The 19,189-nt window shown below is 31.1% G+C and carries 13 protein-coding genes and 2 pseudogenes; 11 read left to right on the top strand and 4 right to left on the bottom strand.

Translation table 11 applies throughout. The features are described from left to right. Positions 1 to 176 precede the first annotated feature (176 nt). Positions 177 to 1,043, top strand: a complete 867-nt coding sequence (gene galU / locus JG553_RS09730) for a UTP--glucose-1-phosphate uridylyltransferase GalU (protein ID WP_000721336.1) — start codon at positions 177 to 179, stop codon at positions 1,041 to 1,043. 210 nt (positions 1,044 to 1,253) lie between these two features. Here galU and sarU read toward each other — a convergent pair whose 3' ends face one another. After that, positions 1,254 to 1,997: an HTH-type transcriptional regulator SarU gene (gene sarU / locus JG553_RS09725; protein WP_000386367.1), complete on the bottom strand. Its 744-nt coding sequence runs from the start codon at positions 1,995 to 1,997 to the stop codon at positions 1,254 to 1,256. 325 nt (positions 1,998 to 2,322) lie between these two features. Between sarU and sarT the strand changes: the two genes are divergently transcribed. From sarT to JG553_RS09705, 4 genes are all read left to right on the top strand, one after another. Further along, a complete protein-coding gene (gene sarT, locus JG553_RS09720; RefSeq protein WP_000998869.1) occupies positions 2,323 to 2,679 on the top strand; it encodes an HTH-type transcriptional regulator SarT in 357 nt (118 codons plus the stop codon). Between the two features lie 304 nt (positions 2,680 to 2,983). After that, positions 2,984 to 7,483, top strand: a complete 4,500-nt coding sequence (locus tag JG553_RS09715; protein WP_047230602.1) for an E domain-containing protein — start codon at positions 2,984 to 2,986, stop codon at positions 7,481 to 7,483. Positions 7,484 to 7,866: 383 nt separating this feature from the next. Next, a complete protein-coding gene (locus JG553_RS09710; protein ID WP_000966099.1) occupies positions 7,867 to 9,060 on the top strand; it encodes an MFS transporter in 1,194 nt (397 codons plus the stop codon). Next, positions 9,041 to 9,274 (top strand): hypothetical protein, encoded by a 234-nt coding sequence (locus JG553_RS09705; RefSeq protein ID WP_001790675.1) that lies wholly within the window; start codon positions 9,041 to 9,043, stop codon positions 9,272 to 9,274. The genes JG553_RS09710 and JG553_RS09705 overlap by 20 nt, the downstream gene beginning before the upstream one ends. A 107-nt stretch (positions 9,275 to 9,381) precedes the next feature. Here the strand turns inward: JG553_RS09705 and JG553_RS09700 are convergent, their stop codons facing one another. The 3 genes from JG553_RS09700 to JG553_RS09690 all read right to left on the bottom strand — a co-directional run bounded on the left by JG553_RS09700 (position 9,382) and on the right by JG553_RS09690 (position 12,192). Continuing rightward, positions 9,382 to 9,690, bottom strand: a complete 309-nt coding sequence (locus tag JG553_RS09700) for a hypothetical protein (RefSeq protein WP_000217710.1) — start codon at positions 9,688 to 9,690, stop codon at positions 9,382 to 9,384. Positions 9,691 to 9,833: 143 nt separating this feature from the next. After that, the gene (gene scrA, locus JG553_RS09695; protein WP_000678764.1) at positions 9,834 to 10,100 is read right to left on the bottom strand and encodes a SaeRS system activator ScrA; all 267 of its coding nucleotides are present in this window, start codon (positions 10,098 to 10,100) and stop codon (positions 9,834 to 9,836) included. A 283-nt stretch (positions 10,101 to 10,383) separates the two neighbouring features. Beyond that, positions 10,384 to 12,192 carry a phospho-sugar mutase gene (locus tag JG553_RS09690; RefSeq protein ID WP_001795457.1) on the bottom strand — a complete coding sequence of 603 codons (1,809 nt, stop codon included), beginning with the start codon at positions 12,190 to 12,192 and terminating at the stop codon, positions 10,384 to 10,386. Positions 12,193 to 12,308: 116 nt separating this feature from the next. Here JG553_RS09690 and JG553_RS09685 point away from each other — a divergent pair, with 116 nt between their 5' ends. The 6 genes and pseudogenes from JG553_RS09685 to JG553_RS09660 all read left to right on the top strand — a co-directional run bounded on the left by JG553_RS09685 (position 12,309) and on the right by JG553_RS09660 (position 19,187). After that, positions 12,309 to 12,701: a (deoxy)nucleoside triphosphate pyrophosphohydrolase gene (locus tag JG553_RS09685; protein ID WP_000755954.1), complete on the top strand. Its 393-nt coding sequence runs from the start codon at positions 12,309 to 12,311 to the stop codon at positions 12,699 to 12,701. A gap of 1 nt (position 12,702) precedes the next feature. Then, positions 12,703 to 15,564, top strand: a pseudogene (locus JG553_RS09680) (DEAD/DEAH box helicase). Between the two features lie 302 nt (positions 15,565 to 15,866). Further along, positions 15,867 to 16,643, top strand: coding sequence for a tandem-type lipoprotein (locus tag JG553_RS09675; protein ID WP_001549768.1), 777 nt, complete (start codon positions 15,867 to 15,869; stop codon positions 16,641 to 16,643). Positions 16,644 to 16,754: 111 nt separating this feature from the next. Then, complete coding sequence (locus JG553_RS09670) at positions 16,755 to 17,540, top strand: tandem-type lipoprotein (RefSeq protein WP_000581873.1); 786 nt, start codon at positions 16,755 to 16,757, stop codon at positions 17,538 to 17,540. Next, positions 17,537 to 18,861: pseudogene (locus JG553_RS09665) on the top strand (hypothetical protein). Before JG553_RS09670 ends, JG553_RS09665 begins: the two are co-directional and overlap by 4 nt. Beyond that, positions 18,861 to 19,187 (top strand): hypothetical protein, encoded by a 327-nt coding sequence (locus tag JG553_RS09660; RefSeq protein WP_000495498.1) that lies wholly within the window; start codon positions 18,861 to 18,863, stop codon positions 19,185 to 19,187. The pseudogene JG553_RS09665 and the gene JG553_RS09660 overlap by 1 nt, the downstream one beginning before the upstream one ends. Positions 19,188 to 19,189: the final 2 nt, after the last annotated feature.

The following is a 19,189-nucleotide window of genomic DNA, read 5'->3' as shown; positions in this document are numbered from 1 at the left end:
ATCCAAAATTGACAGGTTTATTTCATAAATTATATGAAGTAAGCCTGTTTTTTAAAATTAAAACAAATTTCCCAAGAAATAATTACATACTCAATGACACTATGAAGGCGTTCTAATTAGTGTTAAAATGACGTTGATACATAGATTTAATACTTAGGAAAAGGAGCACATTAACTTTGAAAAAAATAAAAAAGGCAATCATTCCCGCTGCTGGTTTAGGGACTAGATTTTTACCAGCAACTAAAGCGATGCCAAAGGAAATGCTTCCTATCTTAGATAAACCCACAATACAATATATCGTTGAAGAAGCTGCAAGAGCTGGAATTGAAGATATTATTATAGTGACAGGTCGCCACAAACGCGCGATTGAAGATCATTTTGATAGTCAAAAAGAATTAGAAATGGTGTTAAAAGAAAAAGGTAAATCTGAATTACTAGAGAAAGTTCAGTATTCAACGGAACTTGCGAATATTTTTTATGTAAGGCAGAAAGAACAAAAAGGTTTAGGGCATGCGATTAGTTCTGCGCGTCAATTTATCGGCAATGAACCATTTGCGGTATTATTAGGTGACGATATTGTTGAATCTGAAGTGCCAGCAGTGAAACAGTTGATTGACGTTTATGAAGAAACAGGGCACTCAGTTATAGGTGTCCAAGAAGTTCCGGAAGCAGATACTCATCGTTATGGAATTATTGACCCATTAACTAAAAACGGACGTCAGTATGAAGTGAAAAAGTTTGTTGAAAAGCCAGCACAAGGTACGGCACCATCAAACCTAGCTATTATGGGACGTTATGTATTAACGCCTGAAATTTTCGATTATTTAAAAACGCAAAAAGAAGGCGCAGGTAACGAAATTCAGTTAACAGATGCGATTGAACGTATGAATAATGATAACCAAGTGTATGCATATGACTTCGAAGGCGAACGTTATGACGTTGGAGAAAAATTAGGCTTCGTTAAAACTACCATAGAATATGCATTGAAAGATGACAGTATGCGAGAAGAATTAACACGATTTATTAAAGCATTAGGTTTATAACATTAAAAGCATGATACTCAGTAAAATTGGAACACGAAATGGTGAACTAAATTGAATGAGTGTCATGCTTAATTTATGTGTTGTGATATATAGTAGGGTATTGAAATAATATAAAAACAAAAGAAAGTTAATTATGTATTTTTATTTATACTAAATTGAGAAGTAGTATGATTGCTTATTTATTTTATCAAGAGGTAAATCTGTTTAAATTTAAAAGAAAAATTTTCTTGGTTTGAGAATCTTGGAAGTATCTGTGAATATGCTTTTAATAGTGTTATATTGTATTTTATTTATTTTGATTAACACAATCCTTTCATCTGCAAGGGATCGTTCTTTGATTAGCATACCTTTATTATTTAATCTATTAACTGACCTAACAATTTGAGGATACATAAATCTAATACTTTCAAACAAATCTTTTAAATTTAGTATCTCATTTTTTCGAGATGATATTACATATAAGATAGATAAATCAAGAAATGTTAAATTAAATCGATATTTTAAAAAATCTTTTGAGTACATAATGTTCATAAAAAGTATAAAAAATTCTTTGCTATATTTTGGAGCCCATTGATATTTTATGTAGTCTCTTTCCTTATTAAATCCTTTAATTATTTTATCTAACTCATTAATAACACAAGCAATCTTTTTACGTTGTATTGGAGTAACTGAAACAAAAATACGGCGTTCATCTGCTTCGTTTCTAGACTTATTTATAAATCCTTTTTTAGATAGTGACTTAATGTTCTTTACAACATCAGATTGTTTGTAAAGTATGTCACCAATGATTTCTTTTAGTGAAATACTGTGTTCATTTTTGTAATAAAAATATGCTAATATCAACAATTCTTTTAATGATAATTTATATTGTTGCTTTAACTCTTGAGTGAGAAAAAATATGTACGCTTCTACATTTATGAATTTATTGACCTTTTCGAAAGTTTGATAGTCCACCTTACATTCTCCTACTATTTTCTGATGTCCCAATACTTTATATTATTTAAAGTAATATAAAAGCAATCTCTTTTGAAGACATGTTAACCTAAATATTTTTATATATAATATATATATAAAATATAAATAATTAAAAATCACAGAATAACAAATGACAAATTCATTTATTATCCAAAAATAAAAACAATTGAACAAAATCAAAATATAGTGTTATGATTCATTTGTGTTTATAGCTAGCACCACAAACTAAATATATTTGGAGTTATTACTAGTTAAAGACAAATATTATTTGACGTGACAATTAAAAGTAAGGGATGAAGACTTGATGAATGATTTGAAAAGCAAGAGCAATATTAAATTAATGAAAAGAGTATTAACTACATATGAGCTGCGTAAATATTTAAAAAAATATTTTTGTCTTACATTAGATAATTATTTAGTATTAGCATATTTAGATGTATTTAAAAATGATGAAGGTAAATATTTTATGAGAGACATTATAAGTTATATCGGTATAGACCAATCTAGAATTGTTAAAAGCGTAAAAGATTTATCAAAAAAGGGTTACTTGAATAAATGTAGAGACCCACATGATAGTAGAAATGTAATCATTGTTGTTTCTGTAAAACAACACAATTATATTAAAAATCTTTTGAGTGAAATAAATATTAATGAAACATAAAGTATGTTTCGAGATTTTAATATCTTGGTGCAGTTAAATGTATTTTTAAATGCGTTAAGGTATTTTTTATTTTAGAAATTCAATGCTATTGAGTTGATGGGTTTTTCCAACAGATAAGAATGAATTATTCATTGAAAACTAAAAATAATAATTTTATTTGTAGATTGTTTTAAGTGCGTCAATATATAAAATAATTTTATAAAGATAAGTGTTATATTCCATTGTGCAACTCCTATTGTATTTGTAAAATTACATGTAAATTCACTGTAAGTAAAGTGGAAAATATGGAAAAAGGAGTATGCAAATGAGAGATAAGAAAGGACCGGTAAATAAAAGAGTAGATTTTCTATCAAATAAATTGAATAAATATTCAATAAGAAAATTTACAGTTGGAACAGCATCTATTTTAATTGGCTCACTAATGTATTTGGGAACTCAACAAGAGGCAGAAGCAGCTGAAAACAATATTGAGAATCCAACTACATTAAAAGATAATGTCCAATCAAAAGAAGTGAAGATTGAAGAAGTAACAAACAAAGACACTGCACCACAGGGTGTAGAAGCTAAATCTGAAGTAACTTCAAACAAAGACACAATCGAACATGAACCATCAGTAAAAGCTGAAGATATATCAAAAAAGGAGGATACACCAAAAGAAGTAGCTGATGTTGCTGAAGTTCAGCCGAAATCGTCAGTCACTCATAACGCAGAGACACCTAAGGTTAGAAAAGCTCGTTCTGTTGATGAAGGCTCTTTTGATATTACAAGAGATTCTAAAAATGTAGTTGAATCTACCCCAATTACAATTCAAGGTAAAGAACATTTTGAAGGTTACGGAAGTGTTGATATACAAAAAAAACCAACAGATTTAGGGGTATCAGAGGTAACCAGGTTTAATGTTGGTAATGAAAGTAATGGTTTGATAGGAGCTTTACAATTAAAAAATAAAATAGATTTTAGTAAGGATTTCAATTTTAAAGTTAGAGTGGCAAATAACCATCAATCAAATACCACAGGTGCTGATGGTTGGGGGTTCTTATTTAGTAAAGGAAATGCAGAAGAATATTTAACTAATGGTGGAATCCTTGGGGATAAAGGTCTGGTAAATTCAGGCGGATTTAAAATTGATACTGGATACATTTATACAAGTTCCATGGACAAAACTGAAAAGCAAGCTGGACAAGGTTATAGAGGATACGGAGCTTTTGTGAAAAATGACAGTTCTGGTAATTCACAAATGGTTGGAGAAAATATTGATAAATCAAAAACTAATTTTTTAAACTATGCGGACAATTCAACTAATACATCAGATGGAAAGTTTCATGGGCAACGTTTAAATGATGTCATCTTAACTTATGTTGCTTCAACTGGTAAAATGAGAGCAGAATATGCTGGTAAAACTTGGGAGACTTCAATAACAGATTTAGGTTTATCTAAAAATCAGGCATATAATTTCTTAATTACATCTAGTCAAAGATGGGGCCTTAATCAAGGGATAAATGCAAATGGCTGGATGAGAACTGACTTGAAAGGTTCAGAGTTTACTTTTACACCAGAAGCGCCAAAAACAATAACAGAATTAGAAAAAAAAGTTGAAGAGATTCCATTCAAGAAAGAACGTAAATTTAATCCGGATTTAGCACCAGGGACAGAAAAAGTAACAAGAGAAGGACAAAAAGGTGAGAAGACAATAACGACACCAACACTAAAAAATCCATTAACTGGAGTAATTATTAGTAAAGGTGAACCAAAAGAAGAGATTACAAAAGATCCGATTAATGAATTAACAGAATACGGACCTGAAACAATAGCGCCAGGTCATCGAGACGAATTTGATCCGAAGTTACCAACAGGAGAGAAAGAGGAAGTTCCAGGTAAACCAGGAATTAAGAATCCAGAAACAGGAGACGTAGTTAGACCGCCGGTCGATAGCGTAACAAAATATGGACCTGTAAAAGGAGACTCGATTGTAGAAAAAGAAGAGATTCCATTCGAGAAAGAACGTAAATTTAATCCTGATTTAGCACCAGGGACAGAAAAAGTAACAAGAGAAGGACAAAAAGGTGAGAAGACAATAACGACGCCAACACTAAAAAATCCATTAACTGGAGAAATTATTAGTAAAGGTGAATCGAAAGAAGAAATCACAAAAGATCCGATTAATGAATTAACAGAATACGGACCAGAAACGATAACACCAGGTCATCGAGACGAATTTGATCCGAAGTTACCAACAGGAGAGAAAGAGGAAGTTCCAGGTAAACCAGGAATTAAGAATCCAGAAACAGGAGATGTAGTTAGACCACCGGTCGATAGCGTAACAAAATATGGACCTGTAAAAGGAGACTCGATTGTAGAAAAAGAAGAGATTCCATTCGAGAAAGAACGTAAATTTAATCCTGATTTAGCACCAGGGACAGAAAAAGTAACAAGAGAAGGACAAAAAGGTGAGAAGACAATAACGACACCAACACTAAAAAATCCATTAACTGGAGTAATTATTAGTAAAGGTGAACCAAAAGAAGAAATCACAAAAGATCCGATTAATGAATTAACAGAATACGGACCAGAAACGATAACACCAGGTCATCGAGACGAATTTGATCCGAAGTTACCAACAGGAGAGAAAGAAGAAGTTCCAGGTAAACCAGGAATTAAGAATCCAGAAACAGGAGACGTAGTTAGACCACCGGTCGATAGCGTAACAAAATATGGACCTGTAAAAGGAGACTCGATTGTAGAAAAAGAAGAGATTCCATTCAAGAAAGAACGTAAATTTAATCCGGATTTAGCACCAGGGACAGAAAAAGTAACAAGAGAAGGACAAAAAGGTGAGAAGACAATAACGACGCCAACACTAAAAAATCCATTAACTGGAGAAATTATTAGTAAAGGTGAATCGAAAGAAGAAATCACAAAAGATCCGATTAATGAATTAACAGAATACGGACCAGAAACGATAACACCAGGTCATCGAGACGAATTTGATCCGAAGTTACCAACAGGAGAGAAAGAGGAAGTTCCAGGTAAACCAGGAATTAAGAATCCAGAAACAGGAGACGTAGTTAGACCACCGGTCGATAGCGTAACAAAATATGGACCTGTAAAAGGAGACTCGATTGTAGAAAAAGAAGAAATTCCATTCAAGAAAGAACGTAAATTTAATCCTGATTTAGCACCAGGGACAGAAAAAGTAACAAGAGAAGGACAAAAAGGTGAGAAGACAATAACGACGCCAACACTAAAAAATCCATTAACTGGAGAAATTATTAGTAAAGGTGAATCGAAAGAAGAAATCACAAAAGATCCGATTAATGAATTAACAGAATACGGACCAGAAACGATAACACCAGGTCATCGAGACGAATTTGATCCGAAGTTACCAACAGGAGAGAAAGAGGAAGTTCCAGGTAAACCAGGAATTAAGAATCCAGAAACAGGAGATGTAGTTAGACCACCGGTCGATAGCGTAACAAAATATGGACCTGTAAAAGGAGACTCGATTGTAGAAAAAGAAGAAATTCCATTCGAGAAAGAACGTAAATTTAATCCTGATTTAGCACCAGGGACAGAAAAAGTAACAAGAGAAGGACAAAAAGGTGAGAAGACAATAACGACGCCAACACTAAAAAATCCATTAACTGGAGAAATTATTAGTAAAGGTGAATCGAAAGAAGAAATCACAAAAGATCCGATTAATGAATTAACAGAATACGGACCAGAAACGATAACACCAGGTCATCGAGACGAATTTGATCCGAAGTTACCAACAGGAGAGAAAGAGGAAGTTCCAGGTAAACCAGGAATTAAGAATCCAGAAACAGGAGATGTAGTTAGACCACCGGTCGATAGCGTAACAAAATATGGACCTGTAAAAGGAGACTCGATTGTAGAAAAAGAAGAAATTCCATTCGAGAAAGAACGTAAATTTAATCCTGATTTAGCACCAGGGACAGAAAAAGTAACAAGAGAAGGACAAAAAGGTGAGAAGACAATAACGACGCCAACACTAAAAAATCCATTAACTGGAGAAATTATTAGTAAAGGTGAATCGAAAGAAGAAATCACAAAAGATCCAGTTAATGAATTAACAGAATTCGGTGGCGAGAAAATACCGCAAGGTCATAAAGATATCTTTGATCCAAACTTACCAACAGATCAAACGGAAAAAGTACCAGGTAAACCAGGAATCAAGAATCCAGACACAGGAAAAGTGATCGAAGAGCCAGTGGATGATGTGATTAAACACGGACCAAAAACGGGTACACCAGAAACAAAAACAGTAGAGATACCGTTTGAAACAAAACGTGAGTTTAATCCAAAATTACAACCTGGTGAAGAGCGAGTGAAACAAGAAGGACAACCAGGAAGTAAGACAATCACAACACCAATCACAGTGAACCCATTAACAGGTGAAAAAGTTGGCGAGGGTCAACCAACAGAAGAGATCACAAAACAATCAGTAGATAAGATTGTAGAGTTCGGTGGAGAGAAACCAAAAGATCCAAAAGGACCTGAAAACCCAGAGAAGCCGAGCAGACCAACTCATCCAAGTGGCCCAGTAAATCCTAACAATCCAGGATTATCGAAAGACAGAGCAAAACCAAATGGCCCAGTTCATTCAATGGATAAAAATGATAAAGTTAAAAAATCTAAAATTGCTAAAGAATCAGTAGCTAATCAAGAGAAAAAACGAGCAGAATTACCAAAAACAGGTTTAGAAAGCACGCAAAAAGGTTTGATCTTTAGTAGTATAATTGGAATTGCTGGATTAATGTTATTGGCTCGTAGAAGAAAGAATTAAAATAATTCATAATTTAAATAATAGTTGATTTGCATTCACTATATTTAGTTTGTTAAAAACAACCTAGAATATGATGAGAATGATATACACCCCAAAAGTTGGATTGAAAGACCTAACTTTAAGGGGTGTATTTTTGTTATAAATTTGATTTTTTTGATAATATTTTCATATTTAATATAATCATAATTAGTAGAATATAACCTCTGAGTAGTCATTTTGGGGGTTATGTATGGTGTTTCAAGTAGTATGTATATTTCGAAATAATTGATATTTAACTGACTAAATTATATTAGAATTAATTGCGCTTTGGATAAAGAGAGTTTAGAAGAAGGTCTAAAAAAGCTGGTGGATGCATTCAATTATTTTTATGAGAGGTGATAAATATGTTGTATTTAGAAGTTTTGAAAAATAGAAACTTTACATATTTATTGATTGGTAATTTCTTACGTCGGAGTTGTTTTGTGCTGTTTTCGTTACAAATAATTTGGTTTACTGTTGAATTGACAAACCAATCATCTTTAAAATTATCAATGATGGTTATGAGTCAAACACTTCCATTTATTATATTTGGTATTTTCGGTGGCGCATATTCTGATAAACATAATAAAAAGAAAATACTTTATCTATCTGATCTTATACTAAGTTTGATTATAATAATTATTCCTTTACTTGCAATAACATCAAATTTAAATTATCTGACGCTTCTAACCATATCTACAGCTATCACCATTATTAACTGCTATACGGATCCTGCGTTTAGGGCAATTCTTCCTGAAATTATTGATGAGGAGCATTTAGCAACAAGTAATGCGTTAATCGATAGTTTGCAAAGAGGCTCAAATATTATTTTACCTGCTTTAATTGGTGTCATTGTAATACTAGTTGGTAATGTTGGCGTCTTTTTTATTTGTAGTATATTGCTATTTTTAGGATTTATTTTTAATGCACTTTTAAAATATACAAATAACAACATGATTGATAGACACTCAAAAGAAGATTTTTCTGAAACTTGGGAATTCTTGAAACAATCTAAAGAAATTCCATTTATTATAATCATCCAATTTGCCTGCATATTGATTAATACTGGCCTTTGGCGTGTTGTATTACCATTGTTTATTTCCAATATATTAAAAGAGGGCGTTGGTGTATATGGACTAGCTACATCATGTTTAGGTATAGCATCTTTATTAATGTCATTGATTATGGGTTTGCTGTCAGAAAAGCGATTAATCTTTAAATTTAGTATTGGTGTTTTAGTTTGGGGAATTGGCTTATCGATTATTAATGTGTTTCCAAGTGTGGCGATATTATATATAGGTGCAACATTATTGGGACTTGGACAATCTATAGAGGGACTAACAAGATCAGTTGCCATTCAAATAAAAACGCCAAATCATTTGATGGGGAAAGTATTTAGTATCTCATCTACATCGAATTATGCAGCGGATACATTGTCTTTAGGACTGATAAGTATAATTATACCTTTACTAAGCTTAAGTAATATATTTATATTAGGAGGTGTAATTATTTCAATACTTAGCTTAGCTGGGTTAAAGTTTGTTAAGAAGTCTATGTAAACATTATAGAATTTTAATAAATGCTATTAAGGTGGGAATTGAAATGAAATATAAAATTAGTTTGGCTTATAATTTAGCAATTATAATAGGGTCGCTAATTATATTATGTATACTAATATCTAGAGGTTATGATATTTATGTAATCTTGATTCCAATTTTGACTATTTTAGCTAGTTTAATCAATTTGTTTTGTGATATTAAAAAGCATAAATGATTCTATATTAATGCAACTTTGTATTCGTACAAGGTTGTATTTTTTTCGCAAACAATTACTTACTGACAGCGCATCAATAAATCTAACCAACACACTATCACAAACATTTATGGGTATTTTGTAATTTTATAAAAGCAAACGTAGAATAATGCGATAAGTAATAATGCTATCGTTAAAAATAAGAATGCTAATGCAATAAAATCATATTCAAAGCTTAGAATTGAAGACATTAAAAATACTGCACTCAAACTTATACATAGCGTAAATATATATGCAATTTGGTTCTTGTGTTTATCTGCAATGGCCGTTTGATTTATAAAAGAGATTAGTGTGAAATCTTTAGTTATTGCGACATAAATGCCTAATATAACCATACTTATGCAGAATACGATACTAAATACGATGTTGACGGTCATTGTTGCACCTTCCTGATAGAATATAATGTACTGTCTTTTAGTAATGGATGCGTTTCTTATATATGTATGTTTCTAAAAAACAGTACGTTTTTATCATTTTTTAATTTATTAGTTGAATGAATGGGGTTATGAAAAAGGAAGTTTTAATCTTTTGTCATGAAATAAATGGGATGAATATCACGACTAGAAGTAATGTTACGAACAGGAGCGTATAAATCTAGAGACGCTAAATTCGACATAGTATGTTGCTCAATTATGGCTGATGATGAATTTAAAGTATGTGCGTTGGAACTGTCGGATTTTTGTTCATAATGTTTTGCATATTGCGCCATGATGAATAGTGTAAAAATAAATAAAACAATAAGAGATATAATGCCCATAATCAAAAGTATTTGTTTAGAGCCTTTCATTATTTCACATCCTTTCTAAAATATATTTGTAACTAAATTTAAAATAGTTATTTTTGTAATTCTAAACCTTTTTCATCGCGAAAACAATTAAATAGGTCGCGGTATTAATTATTATATTATTACCGCTTAATATGAAAAATACATGAAAATTAATTTTCTAATATACTTTTGAAAAATTATTACAAATTAGCCCCTTCAAAACGCGAAAACATAAGGATTCTAGTTTCAAAAGGGCTGATAAGCATAAAATGAAATGTAATATTTCGATGTATAAAATTTTTAATTAGCTAAAAATCATCGCATTAATTTTTTGAGCTACATCATCAAAATTCGGACATTTTAACGACACATATAATTTAATTTTAGGTTCAGTACCAGAAGGACGTAAAGCGATAAATCCTTCGTCAAATAAGACACGAATAACATTTGATTTAGGAGAATTAATCTGCGACGTTGTATCTTTATCCAAATGATAAACCTCGCTAGTTAAATAATCTTCAATTGCTTTCACTTTGAGTCCTTGAATCTCTTGCGGTGGATTTGAACGGAATTTGGTCATTATTGCATTAATTTTCTTTTTCCCTTCAAATCCTTCTAGCGTATGCGAGAATAATGTATCCTCATGTCTACCAACAGTTTGATAAATCTGTTCTAATTCATCTTTCAATGTTTTGCCATATAATTTTAACTCAGAAGCGTATTTTATAATGAGTGGCACAATTTGTACGGCATCTTTATCACGTACAAAAGGCTCTGATAGAAAACCGTAACTCTCTTCAAATGCGAAAATCATATTTTGATGATCATCCAGTTGTCTTATTTCCTGAGCAATAAATTTAAAGCCCGTCAGCACCTCTTTGTATTCAACATTATTATAGCGTGCTAATGACTTTGTTAACTCACTACTTACAATAGATTGAATCATTAAGCGGTGACGTAATTGAGACGTTTGTTGAATACGATAATTAAGTAACAGCGCACCAATTTGGTTGCCATTAAAATATGTGATATGACCGTGTGCATCACGTTCAGCAATACCAAGTCGATCTGCATCAGGGTCAGTTGATATTAATAAGTCTGCATGACTTTTATTTGCAAGTTCGACTGCTTGATCAAAAGCGCGATGATCTTCAGGATTAGCACTTTGAACTGAGCTGAAATTCGGATCAGGTTTACATTGTGCTTCTACAAGATTAAATTGATTGAAATTCAAAGATTGTAATAACTCAGGTACAATCGGAACACTTGTACCATGCAAACTAGTGAACACAACTTGTAAATCAGATTTAGGAATATAGCCAATCATATTTTGAATGTGTTTCATATAGTCATCAGTTACAGATTTCGGAAAAGGCTTGATATAAGATGTATTTTGTTTAGAAATAGGTATATCAATCTGTAATGGATCGCCAACTTCTTCGATATAACGACTTGCAAGCTCAGATGCATCAGTCGATAATTGCGCACCATCAGAACCATATACTTTGATGCCGTTATAGTCTTTCGGATTATGACTTGCTGTAATCATAATGCCAGCAGTAGTATTAAGATTGCGCACCGCGAACGATAATTCCGGTGTCGTTTTATATGTATCAGGTAAATAAACTGTTATTTGATGGTTTGCTAATACATTAGCAATTATTTGGGCGAATTCAGTTGAAAGATGTCTAATATCATAATGAATGACTATTGTTGGACTGTTTGTTTGGGCATTTAAATAACGCGCTAAACCTAATGCCAATTTTTCAATAGTAAACTTATTAAGTCGACCTTCACCAAGACCGAATTTTCCGCGTATACCCGCAGTACCAAATGTTAATTTACTTTCAAAACCTTCTCGCTGTTCAATGTCAGATTGCTGCTCATAAAAATGTTTAACTAAACTATCATTAGCTCGTTCTATCCATAATTCTTTATCCATTGTTGCTAAACATCCTTTCAAAATCTCAGTTAGACTTAATAAAACATGAAAACTAAAGCCCTTACATTTATGTAATGAATTATAAAGAAATACGCCCCAAAAGTAAAAAAACACAGCCCCAAGACAATACTTTTCACAAGTATTATATAATAGATGTGTATGAAAATGCATGGAGTAGAGCGTTCATGTGAATGTAAAATATTAATTTTTAATATTGATTTATATATAGTTTTGTAATTTTTGATAGAATAACAATTAAGATGATTTTAAATTGAAGGGTGAGTCTTATGAAAAAAGTAATCAATGTAGTAGGAGCTATTATTTTTTCTGATAACAAAATTCTTTGTGCACAGAGAAGTGAAAAAATGAGTCTGCCTTTAATGTGGGAATTTCCTGGCGGTAAGGTTGAAAAGAATGAAACTGAAAAAGACGCTTTGATTAGAGAAATTAGAGAAGAAATGAAATGTGATTTAATTGTTGGAGACAAAGTTATAACTACAGAACATGAATATGATTTTGGAATTGTTAGGTTAACAACATACAAATGTACTTTAAACAAAGAGTTACCAACTCTAACTGAACATAAGAGTATTGAATGGTTGTCAATAAACGAACTTGATAAATTAAATTGGGCCCCAGCGGATATACCAGCCGTTAATAAAATTATGACTGAGGGATAATATGAGTAGATTACTAAATGATTTCAATCAATCTTTACATAAAGGGTTTATAGACAAACATATTTCTCATAAAGGGAATTATACACCGAAGCTTTTAGTAAATAATAAAAATGAAAAAGTTCTTTCAACAATTATAGATGAACTTCAAAAATGTGAAACGTTTTATTTTTCTGTGGCTTTTATAACAGAAAGCGGTTTAGCCAGCTTAAAGGCTCAACTATTAGATTTAAGCAATAAGGGTGTTAAAGGGAAAATATTAACATCTAATTACTTAGGGTTTAATAGTCCTAAAATGTATGGAGAATTACTTAAATTAAAAAATGTAGAGGTAAGATTAACTGATATTGCTGGATTCCATGCCAAAGGATATATTTTTGAGCATAAGGATTATAGTTCTATGGTAATAGGAAGCTCTAATTTAACATCTAATGCGTTAAAGGTTAATTATGAGCATAATGTTTTACTGTCTACTATGAAAAATGGCGATTTAGTTGATAGTGTAAAAAGTGAATTTGACTTGTTATGGCAAAAGAGTACCCCACTGACTGAGCAATGGATTAATTCATATAAAGAATCATTTGAGTACCGTTCCTTAGAAAAATTAGCGGAGGTTGAACAAACTCAAATGCTGCTAGCTGATAAGGTGAAAAAATCAGTGGAAATTGTACCCAATTTAATGCAAGCAGAAGCATTAAGGTCATTAAAAGCTATTAGGGATAAAGCCAAAGATAAGGCGTTAATAATATCTGCAACTGGTACAGGTAAAACGATTTTATGTGCATTAGATGTTAGAGAAGTAAACCCTAATAAATTTTTATTTATTGTTCATAATGAGGGGATTTTAAATAGAGCTAAGGAAGAATTTAAAAAAGTATTACCTATAAAAAATGATAGTGATTTTGGATTGTTGACAGGAAAACATAGAGATGTCGATGCCAAATATTTATTTGCAACCATTCAAACATTATCTAGAGATGATAATTTTAAGCAATTTGATGAAAATGAATTTGATTATATTGTTTTTGATGAAGCACATCGTTCTGCTGCATCTACTTATCAACGAGTATTTAACTACTTCAAACCTAAGTTCATGCTGGGAATGACTGCTACACCAGAAAGATCAGATGAATTAAGTATATTTGAACTGTTTGATTATAATATTGCATATGAAATAAGGTTACAAGCAGCATTAGAAAGTGATATTTTATGTCCATTTCATTATTTTGGTGTGACTGATTATGTACATCAAGGTATTAAAGAAGATGATGTAACTAAACTGAGATATTTAACTTCTGATGAAAGAGTTAATTATATTATTTAAAAGACAGATTACTATGGATATTCAGGTGAAATTTTACAAGGATTGATTTTTGTAAGTAGCAAAAAAGAAGCTTATGATTTAGCGGATAAACTAAGTTCAAAAGGGATTAAAAGTGTTGCTTTAACAGGAGATGATAGTGTTAATTATCGCCAAATTGTAATAGAAAAATTAAAAGAAGGTAAGATTAACTATATTATAACTGTAGATCTTTTTAACGAAGGTATTGATATTCCAGAAGTCAATCAAGTTGTAATGTTGAGACCAACAGAGTCTAGTATTATATTCATTCAGCAACTTGGTAGAGGATTAAGAAAAAGTTCAAATAAAGAGTATGTTACAGTAATTGATTTTATTGGTAATTATAAGACAAATTATTTAATTCCGATTGCGCTTTCTGGGGATCAATCGCAAAATAAAGATAATTATAAGAAGTTTTTAACGAATAACGATTCGATTAATGGAGTATCTACAATTAATTTTGAAGAAGTTGCTAAAAAACAGATTTACAATTCATTGGATGCAGTATCATTAAATCAAAATAAATTAATATTAAAAGCTTATGAAGAAGTTGAAAATAGATTGGGACACATGCCGTTACTAATGGATTTCATACAACAACATTCTATAGATCCAAGCGTTATATTTTCTAAATTTAGTAATTATTACGAGTTCTTAGTGAGATATAAAAAAATAGATACATTATTGACGGAAAATGAATCTAAAAATCTGGTTTTCTTTTCAAGGCAAATAGCACCTGGATTGAAAAGAATCGATAGTTTAGTTTTAGAAGAACTTTTAAAAAATGAATTAACATATGATGAATTAAAAAATAAAATGTTGAACGAAGTTAAGGATATAACAGAAGATGATATAGATACTTCATTAAGAATTTTAGATTTTTCATTTTACAACGCAGGAATTGAAAAAATCTATGGAAGTCCCATTATAGAACGTAATGAAAGAATGATAAGACTAAGCGATGCATTTACTAATGCTCTAAGTAATCAAACATTTAATATGTTTTTAGAAGATCTTATTGAATTATCAAAGTATAACAATGAAAAATACCAAAAAGGTAAAAATGGACTGATTTTATATAATAAATATTCAAGAGAAGATTTTAGTAAAATATTTAATTGGAATAAAAATGGTTCGTCTGTAATCATGGGATACATGATAAAAAGCCAAGAAATGCCAATATTTATCACTTATGATAAGCATGAGGATATAAGTGATAGCACAAAATATGAAGATGAATTTTTAAGTCAAGATGAATTAAAATGGTTTACTAAATCTAATAGAACGCTAGAATCAAAAGAAGTTCAGAAAATTTTGTCCCATAGAGCAAAAGGAATTAAAATGTATATTTTTGTACAGAAAAAAGATGATGATGGTATATATTTTTATTATTTAGGAACTGCTGGATATATAGAAGGTTCAGAAAAGCAAGATAAAATGCCGAATGGTTCAAACGTAGTAACGATGGATTTAGCACTGGATAAAGCTGTAAGAGATGATATATATCGTTATCTAACAAATTAATGTAAACCGAAAAATGAATGTTAGTAAAGTTGTATTTAAACATCAATTTTAATAAGTAAATACATTGAGTTTCAGTGTTATTATTTTAAATATAAGCGCAATTTATCTTAATTAATTAGTTGGTTAGGCCAATAAAAATTATAAAGATATTTGCGCTTTTTAAATAATTTGTGATGTTGATATGTGAAAAATACAACTAACAATTAAAATCCACGAGGATTTAATCATAAAATTTCCTCTAATATTATTAATATTGGAATTTGAACTTAACTTTGCATCAAAAATAAAAATGGGGATGTGAAATGATGATTCACTCAAAAAGGTTGAGGCTCTGGCTGTATTTAGTATTATTAGCTGTTTTTATAGGGGCTTGCGGAATGAAAAAGGAAGAAAGCAGTAAAGATAAACAAATTAAAGAAAACTTCAACAAAACGTTGAGCCTGTATCCAACTAAAAATCTTGAAGACTTTTATGATAAGGAAGGCTTTCGAGATCAAGAGTTTGAAAAGGGCGACAAAGGCACTTGGATAATTCACTCTAAAATGACAATAGAAACAAATGGAAAGAATATGGAATCCAGAGGATTGGTCCTGTATGTAGACCGCAATACCAGAACGACAAAAGGTGAATTTATTGTGAGGGAATTATGGGAAGATAAAAAAGGATACTCACGTAGTAAAGAAAAAGAATATCCAGTAAAAATGGAACATAATAAAATTATCCCAACCAAACCGATAGCTGATGATAAATTAAGAAAAGAAATCGAAAACTTTAAATTCTTTGTACAATACGGTGACTTTAAAGATATTAATGATTATAAAGATGGTGACATTTCATATAATCCGAATGTGCCAAGTTATTCAGCAAAGTATCAATTAAGTAATGATGACTACAATGTGAAGCAACTTAGAAAGAGGTATGATATACCAACTAAGAAAGCACCTAAATTATTAATAAAAGGCGATGGTGATTTAAAAGGATCATCTATAGGACACAAAAATTTAGAGTTTACATTTATAGAAAATAAAGAAGAAAACATCTATTTTACGGATAGTATTAATTTCAAACCTACTGAATAGGGTTAATAGAAGTTTGAAATGAAAATTTCATAAAGTGTTCAAAATAATTTTTCGCTTTAGTTGTGTAAATTAAAGATTGAGTCAGTATTAAAAATATAAGGTGGAGAAATGATGATTCATTCAAAGAAATTAACGCTCGGTATATGTTTGGTATTACTCATTATATTGATTGGAGGTTGTGTCATTATGACAAAAACAAATGGTCGAAACGCTCAAATTAAAGAAAATTTCAACAAAACATTAAGTGTATATCTAACCAAGAATCTCGATGATTTTTACGATAAGGAAGGTTTTCGAGATCAAGAATTTGATAAAAGAGATAAAGGGACTTGGATTATTTATTCTGAAATGGTTATCGAACCAAAAGGGAAAAATATGGAATCGAGAGGAATGGTGCTCTATATCAATCGCAATACTAGAACAACGAAGGGTAATTTTATTGTCACCGAAATAACTGAAGATAGTAAAGGATATTCACGTAGTAAAGAAAAAAAATATCCTGTCAAGATGGAAAATAATCGAATTATTCCAACAAAGCCTATACCGGATGACAAGTTAAAAAAAGAGATTGAAAACTTTAAGTTCTTTGTACAATATGGAAATTTTAAAGATTTTAAAGATTATAAAAATGGTGATATTTCATATAATCCTAATGTGCCAAGTTATTCTGCAAAGTATCAATTGAATAATGATGACTATAATGTTCAACAGTTAAGAAAACGATATCATATTCCAACCAAACAAGCGCCCGAATTAAAATTGAAAGGATCCGGCAATTTAAAAGGCTCATCCGTAGGATCTAAGGATCTAGAATTTACGTTTGTAGAAAATCAAGAAGAGAATATCTATTTTTCAGATTCGGTCGAATTTACACCTAGCGAGGATGATAAATCATGAGTCAAACGGAATATCAAATAAAATCTGGCAATATAAAAGGTAACTCTGAAGAAACAAGTACAGTATCTAATATAAGTTATGAAATAGAAAACGCAAATAACAGTGGTTTAAAACAAAATAAAATTGATAAACAAATTAAAAAGTTACAAGAAAAAAATAAATTCCCTAAAAATCTTTCATATCTTAAAAGTTATACGGACCCCAAAACAGGCACGACTACAAGCGCCTTTTTAAATAAAGACACTGGCAAAGTTACTTTAGGTATGACAGGTACTAATGTACACAAAGACGCAATATTAAAACAAACATTTGGTGTTCCTTCTTATCAAGGATATATAGACGTGAGTGAAACGCTAAAAGATATTGGGGCCGATGTCAATATTGGCCTTCATTCCGTCACAGATAAAGATCCACATTATAAAAATACCCAAGACTTTATCAAAAATATCAAAAAAGACTATGATATTGATATTATTACCGGACATTCGCTGGGCGGTAGAGATGCGATGATTTTAGGTATGAGTAATGATATTAAACATATCGTTGTGTATAATCCAGCTCCATTAGCGATCAAAGATGTGAGCGGCCTTTATGCCGATCAAGAAGAACTTAAAAAATTGATTGAAAAGTACGATGGTCACATTGTAAGATTTGTGTCTGATGAAGACGAATTAGATGCAGGTGTCCGCAATCATTTATATGAAACTGCTGGAGAAAAAATAGTACTTAAAAATGGAGAAGGCCATGCAATGAGTGGTATTTTAATGAGCAGAACACAGGCTATAATCTTAGCTGAATTAAACAAAGTTAAAGGCTACCAAGACGAAAATAATAAAGCATTAAAATCCGTTCGTAAACAAACGAGGCATAGATTACATAAAGTAGAGACGTTAAGAGCGAATTGGATTCAAACAACGGGTGGATCACTCTCTTCCTCCCAACAACAATTATTAGAAGCTTTAACAGCACTAACCATTGCCGAAGGCTTAAATCAATTAGTGAATGAAGAAAGCCAACATTTGAAAAAATGTATCACGCGATGGCACATAAATTTGGAGACAACTGGAAAAAAGCGCAAGAAGTTGGAAATGAAATTGGTGAAAAATTAACCTCTGAAGAGGTTATAGATGAATTAAGAAAAGGTGGCGCGTATGAAAGTAAACTTGAAACAGATCCCAAAAGAAAAATTGATGATAAGATAAAGAAATTAAATGATGTTTATAAAAATTGTAATGGCTATATCGCAAAAATTAAACAGAGTATCGAAGCAATTGTTTCTAATGACCAAATGTTAGCGAGCCAGATTGATGGGATGATGTAATGTTTACTACGTATAAAAATATTAATGAACTTGAAAATGCCTATGATGAAGAAAGAAAACAATTGAATGATGCATTCAATCAAATTGATGAATTAAGACATCAAACACGCAAGAAATGTGAACAAATGTATGATCATTTCTTATATCTCAAACATAAAATGAATTATAGTGAAGACGCTATGATCAGGATGACACGTATTATAGAATCTTTCGATAGAGAAACGAATCAACGTATCCGACATCACGAAATGAAATTAGAAGATTATAAAGATGAGTTAAGAAGAGAATATCTAAAACAATCTGACAGAATTGAAGGAGATGAATAAGC

It is taken from the genome of Staphylococcus sp. T93 (assembly GCF_016743875.1).
Taxonomy (GTDB): Bacteria; Bacillota; Bacilli; order Staphylococcales; family Staphylococcaceae; genus Staphylococcus; species Staphylococcus aureus.
Note: the sequence above shows the minus strand (reverse complement) of the source record. Positions and strands in the feature narration are given on the sequence as shown.

What these genes read in the sequence shown, in the direction of transcription:
- JG553_RS09660 (WP_000495498.1), top strand. Translation starts at nt 18,861, where the DNA reads ATGTTTACTACGTATAAAAATATTAATGAACTTGAAAATGCCTATGAT.
- JG553_RS09710 (WP_000966099.1), top strand. Translation starts at nt 7,867, where the DNA reads ATGTTGTATTTAGAAGTTTTGAAAAATAGAAACTTTACATATTTATTG.
- JG553_RS09670 (WP_000581873.1), top strand. Translation starts at nt 16,755, where the DNA reads ATGATTCATTCAAAGAAATTAACGCTCGGTATATGTTTGGTATTACTC.
- JG553_RS09690 (WP_001795457.1), bottom strand. Translation starts at nt 12,192, where the DNA reads ATGCATTTTCATACACATCTATTATATAATACTTGTGAAAAGTATTGT.
- scrA (WP_000678764.1), bottom strand. Translation starts at nt 10,100, where the DNA reads ATGAAAGGCTCTAAACAAATACTTTTGATTATGGGCATTATATCTCTT.
- JG553_RS09685 (WP_000755954.1), top strand. Translation starts at nt 12,309, where the DNA reads ATGAAAAAAGTAATCAATGTAGTAGGAGCTATTATTTTTTCTGATAAC.
- JG553_RS09715 (WP_047230602.1), top strand. Translation starts at nt 2,984, where the DNA reads ATGAGAGATAAGAAAGGACCGGTAAATAAAAGAGTAGATTTTCTATCA.
- JG553_RS09700 (WP_000217710.1), bottom strand. Translation starts at nt 9,690, where the DNA reads ATGACCGTCAACATCGTATTTAGTATCGTATTCTGCATAAGTATGGTT.
- sarT (WP_000998869.1), top strand. Translation starts at nt 2,323, where the DNA reads ATGAATGATTTGAAAAGCAAGAGCAATATTAAATTAATGAAAAGAGTA.
- JG553_RS09675 (WP_001549768.1), top strand. Translation starts at nt 15,867, where the DNA reads ATGATGATTCACTCAAAAAGGTTGAGGCTCTGGCTGTATTTAGTATTA.